21 protein-coding genes are annotated in these 20,144 nt (G+C 42.7%); 5 read left to right on the top strand and 16 right to left on the bottom strand.

Features of this window, described 5'->3' with window-relative positions; genetic code table 11:
* Nucleotides 1-175: 175 nt before the first annotated feature.
* On the top strand, nt 176-1,141 hold the full coding sequence (locus V7K98_RS21975; protein WP_335025651.1) for an ROK family protein: 966 nt from the start codon (nt 176-178) through the stop codon (nt 1,139-1,141).
* A gap of 171 nt (nt 1,142-1,312) precedes the next feature.
* Here V7K98_RS21975 and V7K98_RS21970 read toward each other — a convergent pair whose 3' ends face one another.
* The 3 genes from V7K98_RS21970 to V7K98_RS21960 all read right to left on the bottom strand — a co-directional run bounded on the left by V7K98_RS21970 (nt 1,313) and on the right by V7K98_RS21960 (nt 3,856).
* Nucleotides 1,313-1,897, bottom strand: coding sequence for a Uma2 family endonuclease (locus V7K98_RS21970; RefSeq protein WP_335025649.1), 585 nt, complete (start codon nt 1,895-1,897; stop codon nt 1,313-1,315).
* Between the two features lie 52 nt (nt 1,898-1,949).
* Nucleotides 1,950-3,059: a glutamate 5-kinase gene (proB, locus tag V7K98_RS21965; protein WP_335025647.1), complete on the bottom strand. Its 1,110-nt coding sequence runs from the start codon at nt 3,057-3,059 to the stop codon at nt 1,950-1,952.
* 257 nt (nt 3,060-3,316) lie between these two features.
* Nucleotides 3,317-3,856 (bottom strand): YqeG family HAD IIIA-type phosphatase, encoded by a 540-nt coding sequence (locus tag V7K98_RS21960; protein ID WP_292700133.1) that lies wholly within the window; start codon nt 3,854-3,856, stop codon nt 3,317-3,319.
* 237 nt (nt 3,857-4,093) lie between these two features.
* Here V7K98_RS21960 and V7K98_RS21955 point away from each other — a divergent pair, with 237 nt between their 5' ends.
* Nucleotides 4,094-4,894 carry an RMD1 family protein gene (locus V7K98_RS21955; protein ID WP_335025644.1) on the top strand — a complete coding sequence of 267 codons (801 nt, stop codon included), beginning with the start codon at nt 4,094-4,096 and terminating at the stop codon, nt 4,892-4,894.
* Between the two features lie 238 nt (nt 4,895-5,132).
* On the opposite strand, the gene V7K98_RS21950 is transcribed toward V7K98_RS21955, so the two are convergent.
* From V7K98_RS21950 to V7K98_RS21920, 7 genes are all read right to left on the bottom strand, one after another.
* On the bottom strand, nt 5,133-5,705 hold the full coding sequence (locus V7K98_RS21950; RefSeq protein WP_335025642.1) for a DUF3727 domain-containing protein: 573 nt from the start codon (nt 5,703-5,705) through the stop codon (nt 5,133-5,135).
* A gap of 149 nt (nt 5,706-5,854) precedes the next feature.
* Nucleotides 5,855-6,331, bottom strand: a complete 477-nt coding sequence (gene ruvX, locus V7K98_RS21945; protein WP_335025640.1) for a Holliday junction resolvase RuvX — start codon at nt 6,329-6,331, stop codon at nt 5,855-5,857.
* Nucleotides 6,331-7,569 (bottom strand): GNAT family N-acetyltransferase, encoded by a 1,239-nt coding sequence (locus tag V7K98_RS21940; RefSeq protein ID WP_335025638.1) that lies wholly within the window; start codon nt 7,567-7,569, stop codon nt 6,331-6,333. The genes ruvX and V7K98_RS21940 overlap by 1 nt, the downstream gene beginning before the upstream one ends.
* 224 nt (nt 7,570-7,793) lie before the next feature.
* Entirely contained in the window at nt 7,794-8,000 is a 207-nt protein-coding gene (locus tag V7K98_RS21935) for a hypothetical protein (protein ID WP_012407131.1), read from the bottom strand.
* Between the two features lie 133 nt (nt 8,001-8,133).
* Nucleotides 8,134-8,625 (bottom strand): hypothetical protein, encoded by a 492-nt coding sequence (locus tag V7K98_RS21930; protein WP_335026060.1) that lies wholly within the window; start codon nt 8,623-8,625, stop codon nt 8,134-8,136.
* Nucleotides 8,626-8,724: 99 nt separating this feature from the next.
* The gene (locus tag V7K98_RS21925) at nt 8,725-10,881 is read right to left on the bottom strand and encodes a pentapeptide repeat-containing protein (protein WP_335025636.1); all 2,157 of its coding nucleotides are present in this window, start codon (nt 10,879-10,881) and stop codon (nt 8,725-8,727) included.
* A gap of 182 nt (nt 10,882-11,063) precedes the next feature.
* The gene (locus V7K98_RS21920) at nt 11,064-11,408 is read right to left on the bottom strand and encodes a hypothetical protein (RefSeq protein WP_335025634.1); all 345 of its coding nucleotides are present in this window, start codon (nt 11,406-11,408) and stop codon (nt 11,064-11,066) included.
* Nucleotides 11,409-11,961: 553 nt separating this feature from the next.
* Between V7K98_RS21920 and V7K98_RS21915 the strand changes: the two genes are divergently transcribed.
* Nucleotides 11,962-12,393 carry a hypothetical protein gene (locus V7K98_RS21915; protein WP_335025632.1) on the top strand — a complete coding sequence of 144 codons (432 nt, stop codon included), beginning with the start codon at nt 11,962-11,964 and terminating at the stop codon, nt 12,391-12,393.
* 49 nt (nt 12,394-12,442) lie between these two features.
* On the opposite strand, the gene V7K98_RS21910 is transcribed toward V7K98_RS21915, so the two are convergent.
* The 4 genes from V7K98_RS21910 to V7K98_RS21895 all read right to left on the bottom strand — a co-directional run bounded on the left by V7K98_RS21910 (nt 12,443) and on the right by V7K98_RS21895 (nt 16,012).
* Nucleotides 12,443-12,814: a hypothetical protein gene (locus tag V7K98_RS21910; RefSeq protein WP_335025630.1), complete on the bottom strand. Its 372-nt coding sequence runs from the start codon at nt 12,812-12,814 to the stop codon at nt 12,443-12,445.
* A 65-nt stretch (nt 12,815-12,879) separates the two neighbouring features.
* Nucleotides 12,880-14,061, bottom strand: coding sequence for a glycosyltransferase family 4 protein (locus V7K98_RS21905; RefSeq protein ID WP_335025628.1), 1,182 nt, complete (start codon nt 14,059-14,061; stop codon nt 12,880-12,882).
* Nucleotides 14,062-14,239: 178 nt separating this feature from the next.
* Nucleotides 14,240-15,229 carry a GDP-mannose 4,6-dehydratase gene (locus V7K98_RS21900; protein ID WP_335025625.1) on the bottom strand — a complete coding sequence of 330 codons (990 nt, stop codon included), beginning with the start codon at nt 15,227-15,229 and terminating at the stop codon, nt 14,240-14,242.
* Between the two features lie 339 nt (nt 15,230-15,568).
* Nucleotides 15,569-16,012, bottom strand: coding sequence for an ATP-binding protein (locus V7K98_RS21895; protein WP_335025623.1), 444 nt, complete (start codon nt 16,010-16,012; stop codon nt 15,569-15,571).
* A gap of 262 nt (nt 16,013-16,274) precedes the next feature.
* On the opposite strand from V7K98_RS21895, the gene V7K98_RS21890 reads away from it, so the two are divergent.
* Nucleotides 16,275-16,472, top strand: coding sequence for a hypothetical protein (locus tag V7K98_RS21890; RefSeq protein ID WP_335025621.1), 198 nt, complete (start codon nt 16,275-16,277; stop codon nt 16,470-16,472).
* 231 nt (nt 16,473-16,703) lie between these two features.
* Here V7K98_RS21890 and petD read toward each other — a convergent pair whose 3' ends face one another.
* Both petD and petB read right to left on the bottom strand, forming a co-directional pair.
* Complete coding sequence (gene petD, locus V7K98_RS21885; protein ID WP_335025619.1) at nt 16,704-17,186, bottom strand: cytochrome b6-f complex subunit IV; 483 nt, start codon at nt 17,184-17,186, stop codon at nt 16,704-16,706.
* A 252-nt stretch (nt 17,187-17,438) separates the two neighbouring features.
* The gene (gene petB / locus V7K98_RS21880) at nt 17,439-18,086 is read right to left on the bottom strand and encodes a cytochrome b6 (protein ID WP_094332660.1); all 648 of its coding nucleotides are present in this window, start codon (nt 18,084-18,086) and stop codon (nt 17,439-17,441) included.
* A gap of 505 nt (nt 18,087-18,591) precedes the next feature.
* Here petB and ctpA point away from each other — a divergent pair.
* A complete protein-coding gene (gene ctpA / locus V7K98_RS21875) occupies nt 18,592-19,836 on the top strand; it encodes a carboxyl-terminal processing protease CtpA (protein WP_335025617.1) in 1,245 nt (414 codons plus the stop codon).
* The last annotated feature ends 308 nt before the right edge of the window (nt 19,837-20,144 follow it).

The following is a 20,144-nucleotide window of genomic DNA, read 5'->3' as shown; positions in this document are numbered from 1 at the left end:
TGGAGATAGGTCACTTGAAGAAGCATTGATTGTTTCAATACAATAGATAAAGTTTTGCAACTGTGACAAATTCTTGCCAGTAGGGTAATCCAAATATCTGTGGCTATGGCGATCGCATTTATTGGAAAGGTTCGCATGATGAGCGATTACAACAGTTTATTAATGAAGTAAGTAAATGACATTAATTTTAGCTCTAGATTTTGGCGGAACTAAATTAGCGGCAGGATTGGTAAACATCGGTTCGAGAAAGTGGTTGCGTTATGAACGTCGTCTCTCGCCAGTAGGTGCAGATGCTAGCACTGACTTGGAAATTATGCGATCGCTCATTTACTCGCTGCTAGAAGACGCAAAACCTGCTGCGATCGGTGTCAGCTTTGGCGGCCCGGTTGATGCTTCCACGGGGACGGTGCGACTATCTCATCATGTGGCTGGATGGGAAAATATACCTCTCAAAGCTTTGTTGGAGGATGAGTTTGGTGTGAGTGTTGGTGTAGATAATGATGCCAATGTTGCTGCTTTGGGTGAACACCGTTTTGGTGCGGGACAGGGATACGATAGTTTGTTTTACATTACTGTCAGCACTGGCGTGGGTGGTGGTTGGATACTCAATGGGCAGCCTTGGCGGGGGGCTGGTGGGATGGCTGGGGAAATCGGACATATTGTTGTAGATCCTGCTGGGCCAGTTTGTTTGTGTGGGAAGCGGGGATGTGTGGAACGTTTGGCTTCGGGGCCTTATATGGCGCAAAATATTAGGGAAATTTTGGAGAACGAACCGCCAAGTCGCCAAGTACGCCAAGGGGGAGAGGTTTTGAGGGGTTTGGTGGGGGATGATTTAAGGTTGCTGACGGGGCAGTTGGTAAGTGAAGCGGCGGCGGCTGGGGATGATTTGGCTAAGGAAGTTTTGGATAAGGCTGCTTGGGCGCTAGGTGTGGGTATTGGTAATGTGGCGAATTTGATGAATCCGCAGCGCTTTGTGTTGGGAGGTGGGGTGACGAAAGCGGGTGAGGATTTTTGGCGGATGGTGCGTCAGGTGGCGCGGGAGACGGCTTTACCGGAGGTTGATTTTGAAATTGTGCCGGCGGTGTTGGGTGATGATGCGCCATTGTGGGGTGGTGTGGCGATCGCTTCTATGTTAGTTTGATATTTGCTGTAAGATATTCAATCCAGCTACAGTTGTAAAATCTTCTCTTTCTATACTTCGCGCCCTTTGCGTTCTTTGCGGTAATGCCTCCGGCACGCTGCGCGAACCTTAAACAAAATAATTTTGTCATTCTGAACGCAGCCAACCAGAGTGAATCGTCTCAGTCTACATTTATTGAATTCCCTGGCGAAACTCTCTAATCGCTTCCAAGGGAGATGACAACAAAAGACAACGATTGAGCAGGGATAAATCTAACTCTAGAAACAACTCACTTTTAACAACTTTCTCATATTCTTGTTCTCGTAAGCAGTAAACCTCAATTGTGCCATCTTCCCAAAACCAAACTTCTGAGACTCCCATTAATTTATACTTCTGTAACTTTATGGGACTACCGCTAGTAATCACCACTTCAATACACAAGTCTGGTACAGGTTTGTCGGTTCCAAAGCAATAAGATAAATCTGCTTGATATTCTACCATCTCAGGAATAATCTGGCTAAAACTCCCACTAGGGAAAAATTCAATGCCCTGTTCCACAAAATACTGCCCCAGCAGCAGACCCATTAAACACCTAATAGCCTCATGAGACTTACCAATTGTCACTATTTCTAATACTCCATCACAATAGAACAGTCGCACCCCTGGTACATTTTCAAAACTGGCTTGAATCGTTTTAAACTTTTCCCAAGTTAATCCATGCCGGAAAAAGCGTTGTTCTTCTGGTAAGTTAATAGCATTTTCTAACGTTTGAGTCATAAGATTTTTTACTCTCCCAGTTAGTAGTCATAGAATTTATCTTATTTACATTTTAAGTCAAAACTAAATTATCCCGGTGAATTACTGTTTCCACACCGGCATAGCCTAAAATTGTGGGAATTTCTCGTGAATGACAACCGCGAATCTTTTGCAGATCGTTGCTGTTGTAATTCACAAGTCCTCTAGCAATTTCGTTACCGTTACTGTCACACAATTGCACCGCATCCTGTGCGTCAAACTCTCCTTCTACTGCCTTAATTCCAGCAGCTAATAACGATTTTCCCCCTAGAGAGATTGCCGCGATCGCACCTTCATCTAAATACAATTTACCCGCAGGTAAAAGTCCGTAAGCTATCCAACGTTTACGCGCCGAAGTTGGTTCAGGTTGCGGTTCAAAATGCGTCCCAATCAGTTCACCTTGAATAATTTTTTCGATATTCCGGGGAAATCGCCCTTGGGTAATTACAGTCCGCACTCCCGCCGCGATCGCAATTCTTGCCGCCGAAATTTTTGTCAGCATCCCGCCAGTCCCCCACTGAGAACCTTGGGAACCTGTTTGTATTTGTAATTCGGCTAATTCTTTAATGCTACTAACTAAAGCGATCGGTCGAGCATCTGGCACTGAACGGGGATCGGCTGAGTAGAGGCGATCGACATCGGTAAGCAAAAATAACCAATCTGCTTCTACTAAACTAGCAACCAATGCCGAAAGGGTATCATTATCACCAAATTTTAGTTCGTCTATCGCTACAGTATCATTTTCATTGACGATGGGGATCACTCCCAGTCCTAGCAATTCCTGGAAAGTATTGTAAGCATTGAGATAGCGGCTGCGCTGTACTAAGTCGCTACGTGTCAATAATACTTGAGCGATCGCTTGTTGCAGAGTAGTAAATAAATCATCATATATACGGATTAATCTACCTTGTCCAACTGCTGCTACAGCTTGTTTGAGTGCGATCGCTTTCGGACGTTCAGTTAAGCCCAACCGCGCACAACCCACGCCCACAGCACCAGAAGAAACCAAAATTACCCGATGTCCTTGGCTTCTCAAATGGCAGAGTGTTTCTGCCAAAGTAGCGATCGTAGAAAGTGCTAATTGTCCCGTTTCTGGTTGAGTAAGGCTAGAAGTACCGATTTTGACAACAATTGTTAGTGACATCTAAAAAGTGAGGAGTTAGGAGTGAGGAGTTAGGAGTTGAATTTAATTCATAACTCATAACTTCTAACTCCTAACTCAATTTGTAAAGCGCCAATCCCTCTATAGTGAAGGTTGACGCTTTACGGAAGTATATTTACTTAGTATGAGTTAGGGTCTTTTTTGGCTGACCCCATGTTATTAATACTTATGATCCCCGATTTTTAGCTTCCAGTAAGATTCCTTAAGCATTTCTTTAGATTTACTTTCCTGACGATTTTTCAAGTTTTGTGAATCTTGCTTTTCTTTGGGGTAATAGAGGCTCCTAAGATTTCAGATACCCATACTTCAAAGTTGCGGATGGGATGAGAACGCAAAGCTGCGTCGGCATGGACAATGGGTTCAACTAAAATGGTAAACATCCCCAGACGATTACCAGCTATGACATCGGTAAATAAGCGATCGCCTACCATCCCCACTTGATGCACTGGTAGATCCATTGTCCTGACTGCTGCCCTAATTTTGCGTCGAGAGGGCTTGGCTGCACCTAAATAGTAGGGTAGGTTGAGCGATCGCGCAATTCCCCCAATTCGCGCTTCACTCAGGTTGTTACTCACCAAACACAATGCAGTACAGGTGCGAATTTGCTCCACCCATTCTCGTAGTTCTGGTGAAGCCATCCCGACTGTAAAGGGTACTAAGGTTTCGTCTACATCCAACACCAGCCCTTTAAGTCCGTATTTTTGGATAATATCTGGTGTTAGGTTCAACACTGAACCCTCTAAAATCAAGTCAGGTTGCAAAAGATTGTTCCAGGCCATAGTCACCAGTCAAATTTAAATAGCTCAGACAAATGAGCATAACCCAATATAGTTTAGTTAGTCGAACTCCATCCTAGAATATCTCCTTGAACATTTTGAGATAAAATCCCTAAAATCTTATCTATCTCTTTGATGTAATATTTATTCAAATCAATAAATATATTGTTTTGTTGTAACTTCAAAAACTTCCAAACATCCCCCATTATTACAACAGGCAGAAAAGCAAGTAGGGCAACAATGCAAAAACTCCTTTTTAATGACAGAGATAAATTTAGAGCGCAGGCCCTATTCCTTGGTGAGGATATTCACTTACAGACGTTGGATAATTACGTTTGTTTGGCGACTATGCCACTAATGGTTACAGTCGGTGAACACGGATGTGTGGTACTGCTAGACTATGGTGCAGTTGTCTTGTTTAATCTTGAGCCTGTAGAAAAGGTAGCTTTCTTGACCAAACTATCCTCTCAAGTTAGTGACTCTTTTGCCGATCCAGAAACAGAAGAAGTGGAAGTTCATCTCAACATTGCGGAGAGTGAGAGAGTTAAGGAAGGAAAGATTTTGCTGCATGAATTTAGTGTAGAACGCTTGCAAATAGTAGCTGATATCCTTGCAAAGAGTGTTGTGCTGTCTCATTATGAAACTAGCCTAGCGACTGTATTTGATCAAATTAAACCATTTGCAGCTAGTCTCCAACGCGAAAACAGAGGAAGAAAGCAGAGTAGGGAATTACTCCGTCAACTTGGGACTGCGCTGTTAGTTCAACATAAGATTGTAGGTCGAGTAGAGATTATTGATAAGCCGGAGTTGCTCTGGGAAGCCCCACAGTTAGAAAACTTATATCTCCGCTTAGAAGATGAATACGAAATCCGGGAGCGTCACAATGCTTTGGAACGCAAGCTAGAACTAATTACCCAAACCGCCCAAACAGTGCTAGAGTTCATGCAGCATAGCAGTAGCCAGCGAGTAGAGTGGTATGTGGTGATTCTGATTGTGGTGGAGATTCTGCTGTCACTGTACGACATCATTTTCAAAGGCTAACGCTCAATTTGGAGATCGTAACAATTGCTGCTTTTGAGCAGTAGCCTTAAGTCGGACAATTGCAGCCAACACTGTAAAATTCTATGCTTTTTTAGAATTTTCAACAACACAAAATGTCCCAATTTAGTGTCAATGTTTCACTGCTTCCACATTTAATTGGATATGGTAAAAAGTTTAAGTAAATTTTGATGGAAATTCAAAATTCAAAATGAAAATGTAACATTTTGAATTTTGAATTTTATTCTACTTCATTAAAAAGATGTTCCTCTAACAGAGGTTGCACTTGGCGAAACTCCTCTGGAGAGAGCAATTCTGGTTCACCTGTTTTCGCTATCCGTGCAAAAAATAACAAGGGATCGAGTGGTGTATAAATTGCATACTCCTGATCTTCCTCATAGAAGCTAGCGAGTAGCTGTAATTGCTCTGGATCTAAATCTGCTTCTTCGTCTTCGATTTCTAAGGTAAAGAGTTCTGATTCTTCAACTGGCGGCAAATCACCTGCAACTGTCAAAGCATAAGCTGTGTTCTTCAATATCAGATTTTGCTCAGATAGTACAGCTTGAGCATTAGCAAAAATTTGCTCAATGATGTTGTCGTCTTCTACCAGAACCGCTTCTTCTTCCTCATCATCACCTTCCCAAGAAAAAATCTCTACGGGTGAGTCTACAGGCAGAAGTAAAACGTATTCTTGTCCATCTACCTCAAGGGAATGCTCTACATAACATTCGAGCGATCGCCCTTTTTCATCGGTTAAAGTGATGGAACTGGTATGAGCGTTATCATTTTCTTCAGGAAATGGAGGGGAAAACATAGCCGAAATGTAAAAATTTAATAAATACCAGCAACTGTGGAAATCGCTTAACTATATTAATGACATATTATATCAAGCAAATAGCTTTATACGTAGATACAAGTGCTGGCTAATCGTTTTCAGAATATCACGTTAAAAGGTATCAATATTCAATATTCAATAGCCCCAACTGAACTGCGGGAATTAGCACGCTTAACATCCAGCCATTGTTGTAAGATTAAAGCGGCAGCTTTACGGTCAATCAGACCTTTATGGCGTGACGGGGAGCGATTCTCAGCGATCAGCAGTTGCTCTGCTTGAAATGAGGTTAATCGCTCATCCATATATTCCACAGGCAGTTTTAGGGCTCTAGTAAGTCTTGTAGTAAATTTTTGAACTTGACGCGCCTGAAATCCTATTGAGCCATCCATTGAATAAGGCAAGCCCATAACTAGGATTTGCACCTCGCGTTCATTAACTATTTGCCGAATTTGCTCCACATCCTGCTCAAAAGATGTGCGCTCAATTGTGGTAATTCCAGTAGCAATTAAACCAGTGCGATCGCACCCAGCCACACCAATGCGCTTGCGACCAAAATCTAGTCCCAAGGCTGAAATAAACGGTTTTGGTTGGTCTTGGGATATCACTAATTCTCCTGCTCTACATCTACTGATTCAGGAATCGGCGATGCTTCTATGCTTGGGTTTTTTATCGGAAAGTTAATCGGTTCTGACTTGATTGGCAGTGGTTTATCTGAAGATGGCAGCTTTCCTGGTTGTATCCATGACATTCCACCTGGTATAGGTTTACGTGCTGGTTGTAAACCTTGCAGCATATCAGTCCACTGAATACCTTCTAGAGAGACGAATTTAGACTCTCGTAGTTTGTGCCATACAGAGCGAGACATAACTAATGTATGCTCTATCCGCTTTGCCCCAATTCGTTCCAAATACTCTTCTCGCTCTGCCTGATAGTCAGAGGAAGCTAATTGTAACCCTTGTTGGGGGAAATCTTGGGCAATCCGAGCTAGTTGAGATAACAATTCTGGATACAGCCAAGTGTAAGCAGGATGAACCGTCAACGTTGCCACGTGGGGAACTTCACCCTTTCGGTCAAGTTGTACCTGAAAATAGCCGATCGCAGCTTTGCGTTGGGGTTCAAATACATAACCACTGACTACTTCTGTTTTGGTCAGCCATTGCTTCACAGCATCACTTAAAGCACCAAACAAACTGGTTTTAAAGTCGCGGGTATTTCGATCAAAAACCTGACGTACTAGAGGTGGCATAGATGCCGTATCTAGTTGATATAGCAACTGAGCATCAGCATTACTCACTGGCAACAGGTTAGGTAAATCTGGCTCTGCTTGTGCCAATTCAGCTAGTAATTCTGGCTCAATTTCCCAATACGTCATTTCTGCCAGACGCTGGAATCCATTTTGTCGATATAGTGCTAGCGCCTCAATATCGTTGATGTTAACTTCCAGTAGCCAAGTGCGAGCTTCCAACATCGATTCAAAGCAATGACGCAAAAGTTGCGAGCCAATTCCTTGTTTATCGACACCGCGCTCTAACAACACTTGATCAATACGCCAAGTGCTGCGTGTTCGGTTAAAGGGTGATACTTGAATCATCCCTAAAAGCATCCGCCCTTGCTCTGCAACGTAAGCACAGAGGCGATACTGGAGTGGATTAGGAAACCAACTCAAAAACTTGAGTAATCCATACCAGCGACGTAGTATGAGCATCTGGCTGATGGCAAAACCTGCTCCCTGGGGAGTGAGGGCTGCGAATGACTCTTGATTTATGCGCTCAATTCCGTCCAGATCACGGTATTGGACTGGTCGGATAACAACGCTGAGGTTTCTGGGAAGTAATGAAGTCATTTTTATTCGAGCCGCTATTTAGCCTTAACTAACTGCTCTTCAAAGGAACTACTGCAATTATACTAACTGCTTTTTGTTCCTTACTGTTGTGCCAAAAGGGTGATTATTAGTCACTCAATACTTAAAAAAAGCAGAAAAAGCAGACATTGTGAGCATACCATTGGCATTACCCCAACAACATCTGCCTTTATTTTATTGGAATTTTGATTAAAGTTTGTATATATTTACAGCCCTTGTCGAGAAACTAGCTTTTCAAAGTGGGCTTGGGTTTGATGGAGTAATTGCTGGCGGCTATCTACCAGTGTTTGTTTCAGGGATGGAACAAGATTGCGAGCTTGCAGAGTCATGTGAAGTTGCAGGTTGGCGACATACTCACTGAAATCTTGATTCACTTCATCTGCGCCCGCATCTGTTAATAAATTTGATTCCATTGCCACTGTGTTCTCCTGTGCTATTTCTCTTCATGACAAAAAATTATCATGTTGTTTGGACTAACTTCTTAATTTGCAATGAAGTTTAACGCTTCTTAGGGATAGCGATCGCACCAGGGTTTTCATTTACCCATTAAAACCTCAAACCAACACCACCTTGTACAGAAATAGCTGTACCACTACTATCACGGTAGGCATCAAAAGCGATGATGGCATTGCCAAAAAGGACAGTATTGCTATTTGGGATCATATAATCGATGCCCGGTTGTAAAGCAAAACTGATTTTGTCACCCACAGGAGAAGAACCACCACCACCAGCCAACACTAACCCAGCACCCAGGTACACATCAGCTTGCCAGTTAAGAGGGAAATCGTAAGAAACCGTTGGCACAACTGCCGTATTATTGCCAATTAACACTTGGGCACGCAGTGAAAGCGGTGCTTCCAAAAGCTTGTAGCGCCCAGCTATCACTCCCCCGAATTGGATACCATCAGTAAAACCAACAGTGGGGCCTATACCTACATAACTGCCATAAGCTACTTGAGCTTGTGCTGGTTTAGTAGTCGCCAGACTCAAGACCAAACCAGCCCCCAAAACTGAAACCAAATATGGAATATATTTCATAACTGACTCCTCACACCATTTTGTTATTGGGAATTGGGCATTGGGCATTGGGCATTGGGAATTGCAATTATTTCCATGCCCCATGCCCCATTCTCCATTCTACGGGCAACGAGGATGAATGCCCCCTTGAGTACAAATGTATGCTAATTGCTTGGCATCTAAATTTTTGGCTTTAGAAAAATCAACCCCTTGGACTACGGCAGATACTGAGCCTAAATCTGGGGTTTTGACAAATTGATCTGCTGGATCTTCTTTACTAGGGGCGAGAATTGCTCCCTTAAAATCTGCCCCTGCCACGTTTGCTCCCCGTAAATCTGCAAGACTCAAGTCAGCATTTTGTAAATTAACGTTTTCCATCTGGGCAGAACGCAAAACAGCACCAGCGAGACGAGTGGCGCTCAGGTTAGCATTGCTGAGATTAGCACGATCCAAATAGGCTCCTGATAAATCTGCTCCTTGCCAATCAGTGTTAGTTAAGTTGGCAAAGGATAATTGTGTTCCTATAGCAGTGACGCGACCTAAACGGGCCGCATACAGATTGGCTTCGTTCAATTTAGCGTCACCTAAATCAGCCCCAGTCAAGCTGGCTCTTTCCAAAACTGCGTTTCGCAGATCGGCTCCTACTAGTTGGGTACTGTTGAGTTTTGCGTCATATAAACGCGCGTTGGATAAGTTGGCTCTGTTGAGAGTGGCGCGGCTCAAATCTATCCGGTTCATCAAGACGCGACTCAGGTTAGCATCAGTCAGATTTGCTTGCTGTAACTGAGCTTGACTTAAATCAGCTATTACATCATCGTAGGTATCCCAACGTCCATCTTCACCTGCACCCCGAAAACGGCTACCCTTAAAGCTGGCTTGGTTAAGATTTGCAGATTTAAACTTAACTCCTGATAAATCAAGGTTGTCTAGTACCAAGTTGAAGAATGAACTTCCTGGACTACCACTTTGACCCAATTGGGTGCTACTAAGGTCAACGCCCTCCATTTTTCCGCTATACACAGAGAGAATTTTGTTGATTGTTCTCTGGTTTCTTTGTAGCCGCCCTTGCCGCAAATCCCGTTCTTGGGTTGCAGTGCTGCCCACAGATTCCAGTTCGCTAACCAAAAACTGATTCTTATTTTTTAATTCGGGGATGGCTTGGGGCCCGACAGTTGTCAAAGCTTGTTGAATCGTATCGAGGAGGCTGGGGTTGGTTTCGCTAACCAATAAATCCGCCAGATATTTAATAGACTGTGGATCGTTAAGACCGCCCATCGCCAAAATTGCACTTTGGCGTTGCTCATTAGTCACCCCAGAGTTGGGAGTCAATTGTTTGACAAGTTCGAGGAACTGTTGGCTATTAATTTGCTTAGTTGCTCGTTGGGATTGTTGAATTTGGATATAAACTTGAGTGCCGATTAAAGTTGCTAACACAGCCGTCATACTCGTAAGCCCTACCCCAAACAATGTTAGGTTAGGATTTTGCTGTATTCGCCGCCACAGGTTGGGTGAATGGTTGGTTTCATCTGCCGCAAATTCTTCTCCCTCTTGCGCTTCTGTTTCATCATTCCCGTCAGCAGATTGAGTTTGTCTGTTGTTACTTAAGAGTGAGGATGGTAAGGGGCGAGTTGCATCTATTGTATAAGTGCCTGCAAGTTGATCGTGCAGGGCGCGACGACCCCGACGTGACGGTAAGCCGATCCCTTCACCCACAATCATTAATAAAGACAAAAATGTGAATAATCCCAAATTTGGGAAAGCAAAACTGTAGCGCCACAACAGATAGGCGATGGAAATGGGTACAGTCCAACGTCCAACTCCTTCTCTAATGACAACTGCCCCCAATCCGGGCGGCTTCCCTTGCTCGTTGACAACCCGCACTTTGAACCAACGTTTCGGAATTGTTCTACCAGTTTTAGCCAGTAGATACAATTGCCACCAGGAAAGGGTTACAGGGGCTAATAGGGCGATTGTCCACAAAATATTAGTCGGCCATGCCACATTACGGATGCCATAGCTTACAGGTAGAGCTAGGGGTCTTGCGATCGCTCTTTCTGTAACTACTAGCACGGGGTTAAGCGGTACTCGGTTCAGATCGCTTCTAGTATTGGCATATACACCAATGCCGAAGGGAATCAACCCACTGGCAACCACTAGTGTGATTTCAGCCGCCCAAGCAGCAAAACGCCTACTTGCTAGCAACATCGAACTGGCTCTTTCCGGTTCTTTTGACTGACCAGATTGATTACTACTTCTCCTGACAATTGGTGAGGTCATCGAATAATTCCCTTTGATATTATTTTTACGCCGCGATCGGCACTATTAAAATAGACTCAGCTAATCAGCAAAAAGAAAAGCATATTGAAATAGAATTTAAGAGTTATGAGTCAAGAACCTTTTGTATTATGGCTCCTGGCTCTCATAACTCCGGGCAGATTGCCAAGTAATTGCATATCAACTTATTGCTTACGTTGAAAGCTACCAGACACAAAAAATTTGTATCCAACATACACTAACGCTGCCAAAAGTGCCAGAGTGATTACAGATGCAACTAGTTTAAACACTGCTTGCAGCATCGCCAAGGCTACTAGCACCGTCACACCCGAAACTACCAGCTTTTTCGTCCCAGATAAGCCTTTGAACCAAATCTGAAATCGCTCTAGTTGCAAGTTCAAGTTAGCAAAAACAGACTGAGGCATCTGTTTTTGTCCTTGTGGTTGAGAAACAACCCCAGGTGGTGAATTAATCTCCGCCTCTAGCTTATCGAGGCGACGCTGTAAGTCTTCTTCTGGTTGAAGATTCATAAATCTTTATCTACCTCAGCTAGGTAACTTATTTAGATAACAAACCAACTAGATTCTATTCTTGCTGGTTGTCTTAGTGATTTTAGCTAATGTCTGTGTGTGCAATACCTTTCTGACAGGTAAAAATTATGTTTTTTTGTTGTGATATTTTTTATGCAGTATTTTAACTAGTAAAAACCGTAAAAAATACTACTTCGTGTATGGCTGTTTATTGAAGATAAAGTATATAAAAGCACTAGAAACTATAAAAAAAGCACATATACAACTAGGATAAATAGTGTTATTTACGCAAGTAAATCCCCTGTTAAAGTGATGTTTATAATACTTCTTAAACATTTTGTCAGACAAGCGATCGCTAGCCATCATATATGAGTTAATTTGCATGACAAATGTAGAGCTTTTACTTGGCAATATCTCTACATCCCATCTTCACAAACAATTTTTAATGGTATTAGGTGACACAGCAGCTTTTGGAACCAAGATGGATTGATATCGTCGATTAAATTAGACCGTATAACAACATTGCTCTAAAAAATCTGGAGCATTAATTAAAATGAAAACGCTTCGGCTACTTGCAATTGTTCCCACAGCTTTAGTGATGAGCTTGTTTTTTGCTGAGGCTAATTTGGCAGAGACACCAAAAGTCCAAATAAATCGGACTTTCCAACCAGATCCACTAGTTTTGAACGGAAAGTCTGGGGGAACTGTCAAAAGTAATTGTGGCAATATTACCACTGAACCTAGTCAAGTTATCCAAGTTACAGAGTCACTACCTTATTTACGATTAACAGTAGAAAGTCAAGGGAAGCCAACGCTGTTGATCGACGGGCCAGGAGGGCGTTTTTGTGTAATGGCCGATAGTTCCTCTGGAGGCAAGGCAGAGCTTCCTGGTTACTGGCAAGCAGGAAGATACACGGTGCATGTGGGCGAACTATCCCAGCAGCAGTTTAACTACACCCTCTCAATCTCGCAACAAAATAAATAATCATTAGTCATTTGTCTTTTACTAATGACTAATGACTAATGACTAATGACTAATCTTCCAGTGATTTAGCTTGAACTTCGACAGCAGTGACATCAATTGTGCCTTCTGGTGTGAAGCGCTGAAAATGACTATCTTGTACTAACAGCGACTCACCACAGTTAGGACACTGTAACTGACTGTTATTTAACCCCGTAAATTCATATCTACAGACGGGACACTGATCGGCAACCAAGTTGCGTTGCAGCCACCAACGAAAGCCAAAAAAAGCTACGACGGGTGCCAAAAACACCAACCCAACAATAATTAGCAACGAATTAACCAACCAACCTAAGCCCAGTGATGCCAGCAACCAAAAAACTGCTAGCAGGGTGAGCCAAGGCCGGAGATTTAAAAGATTCAATTGAAATGACTTAAAGCTCATTTTTTAAATGTCGTCCTGCTCTCCTTCTAGGATAGCGATTTTAGTCATTAGTCATTAGTCATTTGTCATTTTGACTTGATGACTGAGGATAGAAGCATTTTTTGCAAGTGCTGTTGGAAGGCGTTTATGCCAAACAGAGCGATCGCTTGTTCTCGCAGCCACTGTCTATCACATCGTTGGTCATCCCCTTGAAGCATTTCTATGCAAGCTGCTGCTACAGCATCAGGACTGCGGTGTGGTACTCGCCATCCTAGTTTACCATCCTGTAAGGGGTCGGCAGAGCCATCGTCATCACCGGATAACACCGGTACTCCACAAGCCATTGCTTCTAGATAGACAATGCCAAAACCTTCTTGTGAAGGCATGATATAGGCATCAGCAAGGCGGTAATGTTCCATTAATTCTTCTGTGGCAACGAAACCAGCAAAGACGACGCGATCGCTCACACCTAAATCATTTGCTAACTGTGCCAATCGCGGTTGGTCATCACCACGACCAATTACTAAATATTTCACTTTTGGGAAAACTTGAGCAATTTGTGGTAATGCCCGAATCGTGACATCTACACCCTTGTAAATATCCCCTGACCATAAGCGTGCTACTGTCATTAACACCTTAGAATCGGTGAAACCATATTTCTGAACTAATTCTGGCTGCTTGGAACCAGGAGTAAATTTATCCCCATCAATTGCACAAGGCATCATCTCTACCATTTTGGGGTTTAAACCATTGGCAAGACAAGCGCGATCGCGGCTGTAACGGCTAATTGTCCAGATTCTATCTGCTGATGTCAGGGCGCGACGTTCTTGATTTTTCAAAGGTTCCCACACTTCTTTGCCGTAAGTTAGCACGGTGTAAGGAATTCCCAAGGGCTGACAAAGAGTTTGGATTAATACTGCTAAGTTAATATGACCGCAGAAAACTTGCTGCGGACGGTTTTGCAACAGACATTTAAGTAAAGCTGCTGCCATTTGTAGCCTCCCTAAATGAGGGGACTGATTTTTAAAGTAATGAAATTTTAAGTTTTCGGCTTCAAACGGATTTAACCTATCGGGGCTATCTCTCAGCAAAAAAACTTCCGCTTTGTAAACTTGACTCAATCCCTGATAGGCACGGAAAATATCTTTTATATATGATTGGATACCACCTTCGTGAGCAAAAATTTCTAAAAATACGAAGACATGGTTAGTTTTTTTGTCAACTTTATCACCTAACTTGAGGTTTTCCGTCACTGTACTGGTGTGCATATTAGGTTATGGGAAAAGGCAGGAGGCAAAGGGAAAGAAGTATGAATGAAACCCAGTTCACAAAAAGATACTGTTACAAGACATGCCATAACATGATGCAAAGTGTTCACATTTTAACTCCCACTTAGATTTTTAAGCGTGAGTAATTCCTCTTGCCTTTTACCTACTATCTCCCTAATTACACTTGCGATAAGGGCGCGATCGCACCGTTTTGTAACCGCTCTAAATCTGTTTTTACCATTTTTTCTAAAAGTTCCTCAAAGCTCACTTGGGGTTCCCAGCCAAGGTTCCTTTTAGCTTTACTAGGGTTAGCTACTAGTTCAAAATGCTCATCTTGTCGCAATAAACTGGTATTTAAAACTATATGATGCGTCCAATCCAATCCGACAGACTCAAAGGCTGTAGCAACTAAGTCTCTAACACTGTGCAGTTTACCAGTACCAATAACATATTCTTCTGGCTCGTCTACTTGCAACATCAACCACATAGCTTCTACGTAATCTCCAGCGAATCCCCAATCGCGTTTAGCATCTAGATTACCTATTTCTAAGGTGTCAGTTAAACCCAATTTAATCGATGCGGCTGCTAAAGAAACTTTTCGGGTGACAAACTGAGGTGCGCGTAGCGGAGACTCATGGTTATATAAAATTCCACTACAGGCAAATAATCCATAGCGCTGTCTGTGATGCACCATTGTCCAGTGGGCGTGCATCTTCGCGGCAGCATAGGGATTTTTAGGGCGAAAAGACGTTTCTTCGTCTTGAGGCGAACTAAATACATCGCCAAACATTTCCGAACTGCTGGCTTGATAAAATCTGGTAGACAAACCAACCTGTCGTACTGCTTCCAAAAGTCTGGTAGCTGTACCAGTAATCAAATCTAGGGTTCCCAATGGATCGTTCCAAGAGTCGGGTACAAAACTCGGAGCCGCCAAATTGTAAATTTCTTGGGGACGCAGTTGTTCAACTGCGGTTAATAGCGCTGCATTATCCCTCAAGTCAACCGTAAAAATCTCTACCTGATTGGCCAGTGTTCCCAGCTTTGTTAAATTAGGTTGTCGATGTGGGGGTACTAATCCGACAACTCTGTAACCACGGTTGAGAAGCAAATGGCTGAGATAGTAGCCATCTTGACCAGTTATTCCTGTAATTAGGGCTGTTTTAATCATAGTCTGTCCCCTATTATCTCTATCTCTTTAAGGACTAAATGGCATTTGTTGGGAAACAAACATTCCGGTTCTCAACACTGCTGACAAATATTAACAAGGGAGCTAGTGTAACTCGAATGTTATCTTTACTGTATTCACTAAATTTTTTTTATACAAAAATATTCTTTGAGATTTTACAAAAAAATTATAATAACTAAGCAATTTTACGCAAAAAATATATTACCCTAATTCAAAAACTATTGAGAAGGAGTATACTTTTATCAATCAAATAACTATATCTTGAAGTATAATCCCTTCTGCTTATGCTTTTGTTTTAAAGTTAGTGGCTCAACTTTACTTTTACATTTGTGCTTCTACTGAGTATTTAACAATGAGAAGGCAATTTCTACCATCTGCACCGCGTTCGTATACAACACGATCTGCCAACCGCCGCAGCAGAAACCATCCATACCCACCTACTTGTAGAGTACCTGGGGCTGGCTCTGCGATCGCATCGGGATTGAAAGGTTTTCCATAATCCCAAATTCTAATCTCTAGTCGATCGATCCACAGATCGACATTAATCTCAATGGTTGTTTCTGGGGGTAAAGCATGATGAGCGTGACGAACAGCGTTGGTAAAGCCTTCTGCTAATGCTAAATTGAGGCGATCGAGTTGGGTTTTTGACCAACCAAGTTGAGACAAATGTTGCAGACAAAATTGCTCAAACCATTCTTGCACCTGGTTTAGGAGAGTAAGTTCGCTCTTAACCTTCAGATGGTCTTGCTGCACTATAGTAAACATTAACTGTGACTTAAATATAAATAAACCTAAGTTGCTAGTTATTAAATTTTGCACTATTTGCCAAATTTTTTTGATATAGAAAAATCTAAATTGAGATATTTTGTGTACCAAAATACAAAACACTAACGATTTTGGCATTTCAAGGGTCGTAACTAGCAACTTATGTTAATTAAGTAAAAAATGTTTATATTTGATGAATTTAGCGCAAGTCTTAGGCATTCTCAGATGGAGACTGAGAAATCGTATTGGAGAGACTGAGCTAATGAATTTGTCAATACGATGGGGCTTAATACTTAGTCCTTTCAAGGTGACTTGTAAAATCTCTTTTTTCTCTCTGCGTCCTCCGCGTTCTCTGCGGTTAAAAAGTCTTTTATTTAACCATAGTGGCACAGATAAACCAGTGCGTTGGGCGGGTTCCCCGACTTGTAGCAATTGGCGCGACACAGAGTTAAGAGGTTAAAGACGAGTCTATTCAACAAAATTTTACCCACCTTGAAAGGCTAGTCTTAATGCTCTATTGATTGAAGACTATTAATCCCCACACTACTACGAGTTGTTTGCGTAGCGTCTCGTAGATAGGGTGAGGACTTCCGCAATCCTGTTAAAATTAACGCCTGTAGATTTCTTTCAAAAGCACATCTGTATACACTTTTGAAACTCACAGGCGTTAAAGCACTTTGAGGAGACTAATTTAGAATAGTCCCAAGGTCAAAGATTTATCCAATGGCAAGGCAGCACCAATACCCAGCCACAGGGTGACAAGAGTACCAAAGAGGAAGACTGTGGTTGCAACTGGACGGCGGAAAGGGTTTTGGAACTTGTTGACGTTCTCAATAAAAGGAACGAGAATTAGCCCAACTGGTACAGAACCCATTGCTAACACTCCTAAAAGTTTGTTAGGAAGCGATCGCAAAATTTGGAAGACTGGATATAAATACCACTCTGGCAAAATTTCCAATGGTGTGGCGAAAGGATTTGCTGGTTCACCGGTCATTGCAGGATCTAGCACGGCTAGAGCTACAATTGCAGCGAAGGAACCCATGATCACGATGGGAAATACATAAAGTAAGTCATTAGGCCAAGCGGGTTCACCATAGTAATTGTGACCCATGCCTTTAGCGAGTTTAGCTCTTAACAGAGGATCGCTCAGGTCAGGTTTTTTTTGTGTTGACATTTTGAAATGTGTCTCCTGCTTAAGTTAAATTAAAGCATTTGTGAAGGCTATCAGGTACTAGGGATCCCTAGCAGACGGGAATCAGCGTTTTTGTCTCCAGTCAGTCGCCTGGAAGGAGTTTAGAGCTTTAGGCTTCAGATAGAAGTGTTTGTTTGTTGGAACTTATGTGCAATTATTATTGTGTTTCATAAATTTAAAACAAACAACTTCATCTGAAAACTGACAAATCTTGCCTTTCGCTAATAACTGAGATTACAAAGGCCCGGAAATGCCTTGCTTGCGAATCATCAAGAAGTGAAACAGCATGAAGACTGCAATCAACCAAGGTAGTACAAAGGTGTGGGCGCTGTAGTAACGAGTTAGTGTTGCTTGACCAACACTTGAACCGCCGCGCAGCAGGTCGGAGATCAAAACGCCAACTACGGGAATTGCTTCTGGTACACCGCTAACGATTTTTACAGCCCAGTAGCCAACTTGATCCCAAGGTAGGGAATAGCCGGTGACTCCAAAGGAAACTGTAATTACAGCCAGGATCACACCACTTATCCAGGTCAATTCGCGGGGCTTTTTGAAACCACCAGTCAGATAAACCCGGAAGGTGTGCAAAATCATCATCAATACCATCATGCTGGCAGACCAGCGATGGATGGAGCGAATTAGCCAACCGAAGTTGACTTCATTCATGATGTACTCCACTGAAGAGAAAGCTTCAGTGACTGTTGGCCTGTAGTAGAACGTCATCGCAAATCCAGTGGCAAACTGGATAAGAAAGCAAACTAGGGTAATACCACCCAGGCAGTAGAAGATGTTGACATGGGGAGGGACGTACTTACTAGTAACGTCTTCAGCGAGTGCCTGAATCTCCAGGCGTTCCTCAAACCAGTCGGAAACGTTGGCCATACAATCTCAAGTTCCTAAAAGTCGGTTGCGGTTGATAAATCCCGAAGTTCTAAATCGGCGACTAAAATTCTGATGGTTCCCAGCCTCGGCATCCTGCGGGTTCGCCCAAGGGGTTGCCATAGGCTAAGGTCATAACAGAATTGTCTAAGGACTTCTCATAAGCCGCCTCTTGTGACTTCTCTCCCAATTAGCAAGTTTGGGATTTTAGTAAAGGCGAGTTTTTTCGTTTGCTTGTCAGCTTTCAGCGTGCTAAGAGTCTTCAGAAACTTTACACTCTGTAAAGAAGGAATATATTGCGATCTCTTTACGCCCCTGCACACAAAATGGTGGACACAAAGTAGATTTTATCCTTTCGTGAGTGGATACAACCCATCAGTTGACTGAACAACTTGATGAGAGAAATGCACCACTTCTATAAAAAAAGTAACATAATCGAGAGATAGATTTCATCAACAACAGGGCAACTGAGCATTTCTAGGCAATTTCGGTTGAGGTGGAATTGATAATGGGGTTCATGAATAAACAAGTCTTTCGGGTTGGATTTTCATTGTTAATGGCGTTTTGGTTGGCGTTTGGTACGCTTACCCAGCCTGCGATCGCTTTGACAGGCGAACAAAAGCTGGTTTCGGAAGTTTGGCGAATTGTTAATCGCACTTATCTAGATGAGACTTTTAATCATCAGAACTGGGCGGCTGTAAGACAAAAGGTTTTAGAGAAGCCTCTGTCAGACTCAAATGCTAGTTATGCGGCTATTGGGAAGATGCTCAAGAGTCTTGATGACCCTTTTACCCGCTTTTTAGACCCAGAGCAGTACCGCAGCTTACAAGTTAATACTTCTGGGGAATTGACTGGAGTAGGATTACAAATTGCCCTGAATGCTGAGAGTGGGAAGTTGGAAGTAGTGGCTCCTATAGCGGGTTCACCAGCAGATAAAGCGGGGATTAGACCACGCGATCGCATTCTTAAAATTGAAGGCGTTCCCACAAAAAATCTTACCCTAGATGAAGCTGCAACTAAAATGCGCGGGCCAAGTGGCAGCCTGGTAACTCTCCTGATTGAACGGGACGGAGAGGCAGAAGCAGAAATTAGACTAACGCGCGATCGCATTGCTCTTAACCCTGTAGTTTCCGAATTGCGTGTTTCCACAGAGGGTACGCCCATTGGCTACCTACGCCTCACTCAATTTAATGCCAACGCTTCAACAGAATTGGCACACGCTATTTCTAGTCTAGAAAAAAAAGGCGCTGATGCCTACGTTCTAGATTTACGAAATAATCCTGGGGGGTTATTGCAATCAGGAATTGAAATCGCCCGTCTGTGGTTAGATTCTGGTACTATTGTTTACACTGTGAACCGACAAGGTATTCAAGGTAGTTTTGAAGCCTTTGGGCCAGCCCTGACGAAAGATCCTCTAGTGATTTTGGTGAATCAAGGAACTGCCAGTGCTAGCGAAATTCTTGCCGGCGCACTCCAAGATAACGGTCGTGCCCAGTTGGTAGGTGAAACCACCTTTGGTAAAGGTCTAATTCAATCTTTATTTGAATTATCAGATGGTTCGGGTTTGGCGGTTACAATTGCTAAGTATGAAACTCCTCAACACCGGGATATTAACAAATTAGGTATTAAGCCAGATAAAGTGATTTCCCAAGACCCAATTAACCGCGAACAGATTGGTACGGAAGCGGATTTGCAATATCAAGCAGCAGTGCAACTTTTGCAGAAAGATTCGGTTGTGGCGGGAAAGGTTTAAAAGGTTAGAAGTGAGGAGTTTTGAGAAACCTCACCTGTCTTGAACTTTTGTTCAAGTCTGTCCCTCTCCGAGTCGGAGAGGGATACTTTTGCGTAGTAAAACCAGTGAGAGGTTTGAATATTTACGCTAATTAGGCGGTTACTATTAAGTACTAAAACAAAATTAATTAAACAAAAGTTAGACTGCACATTAGCGATCGCTTCCTCGGCTGTAATTTCGTATTTGCTGAAACTATGTATTGGTAAAACTTTCAGCAGTCAAAAGCTCAAGTTACATCATGACTGTACTAGACTTTGGCTTAGTTTATA

The organism is Nostoc sp. (assembly GCF_036917435.1).
In the GTDB taxonomy this organism is placed as follows: domain Bacteria; phylum Cyanobacteriota; class Cyanobacteriia; order Cyanobacteriales; family Nostocaceae; genus Nostoc.
This window is presented reverse-complemented; position numbering and strand designations above follow the sequence as displayed.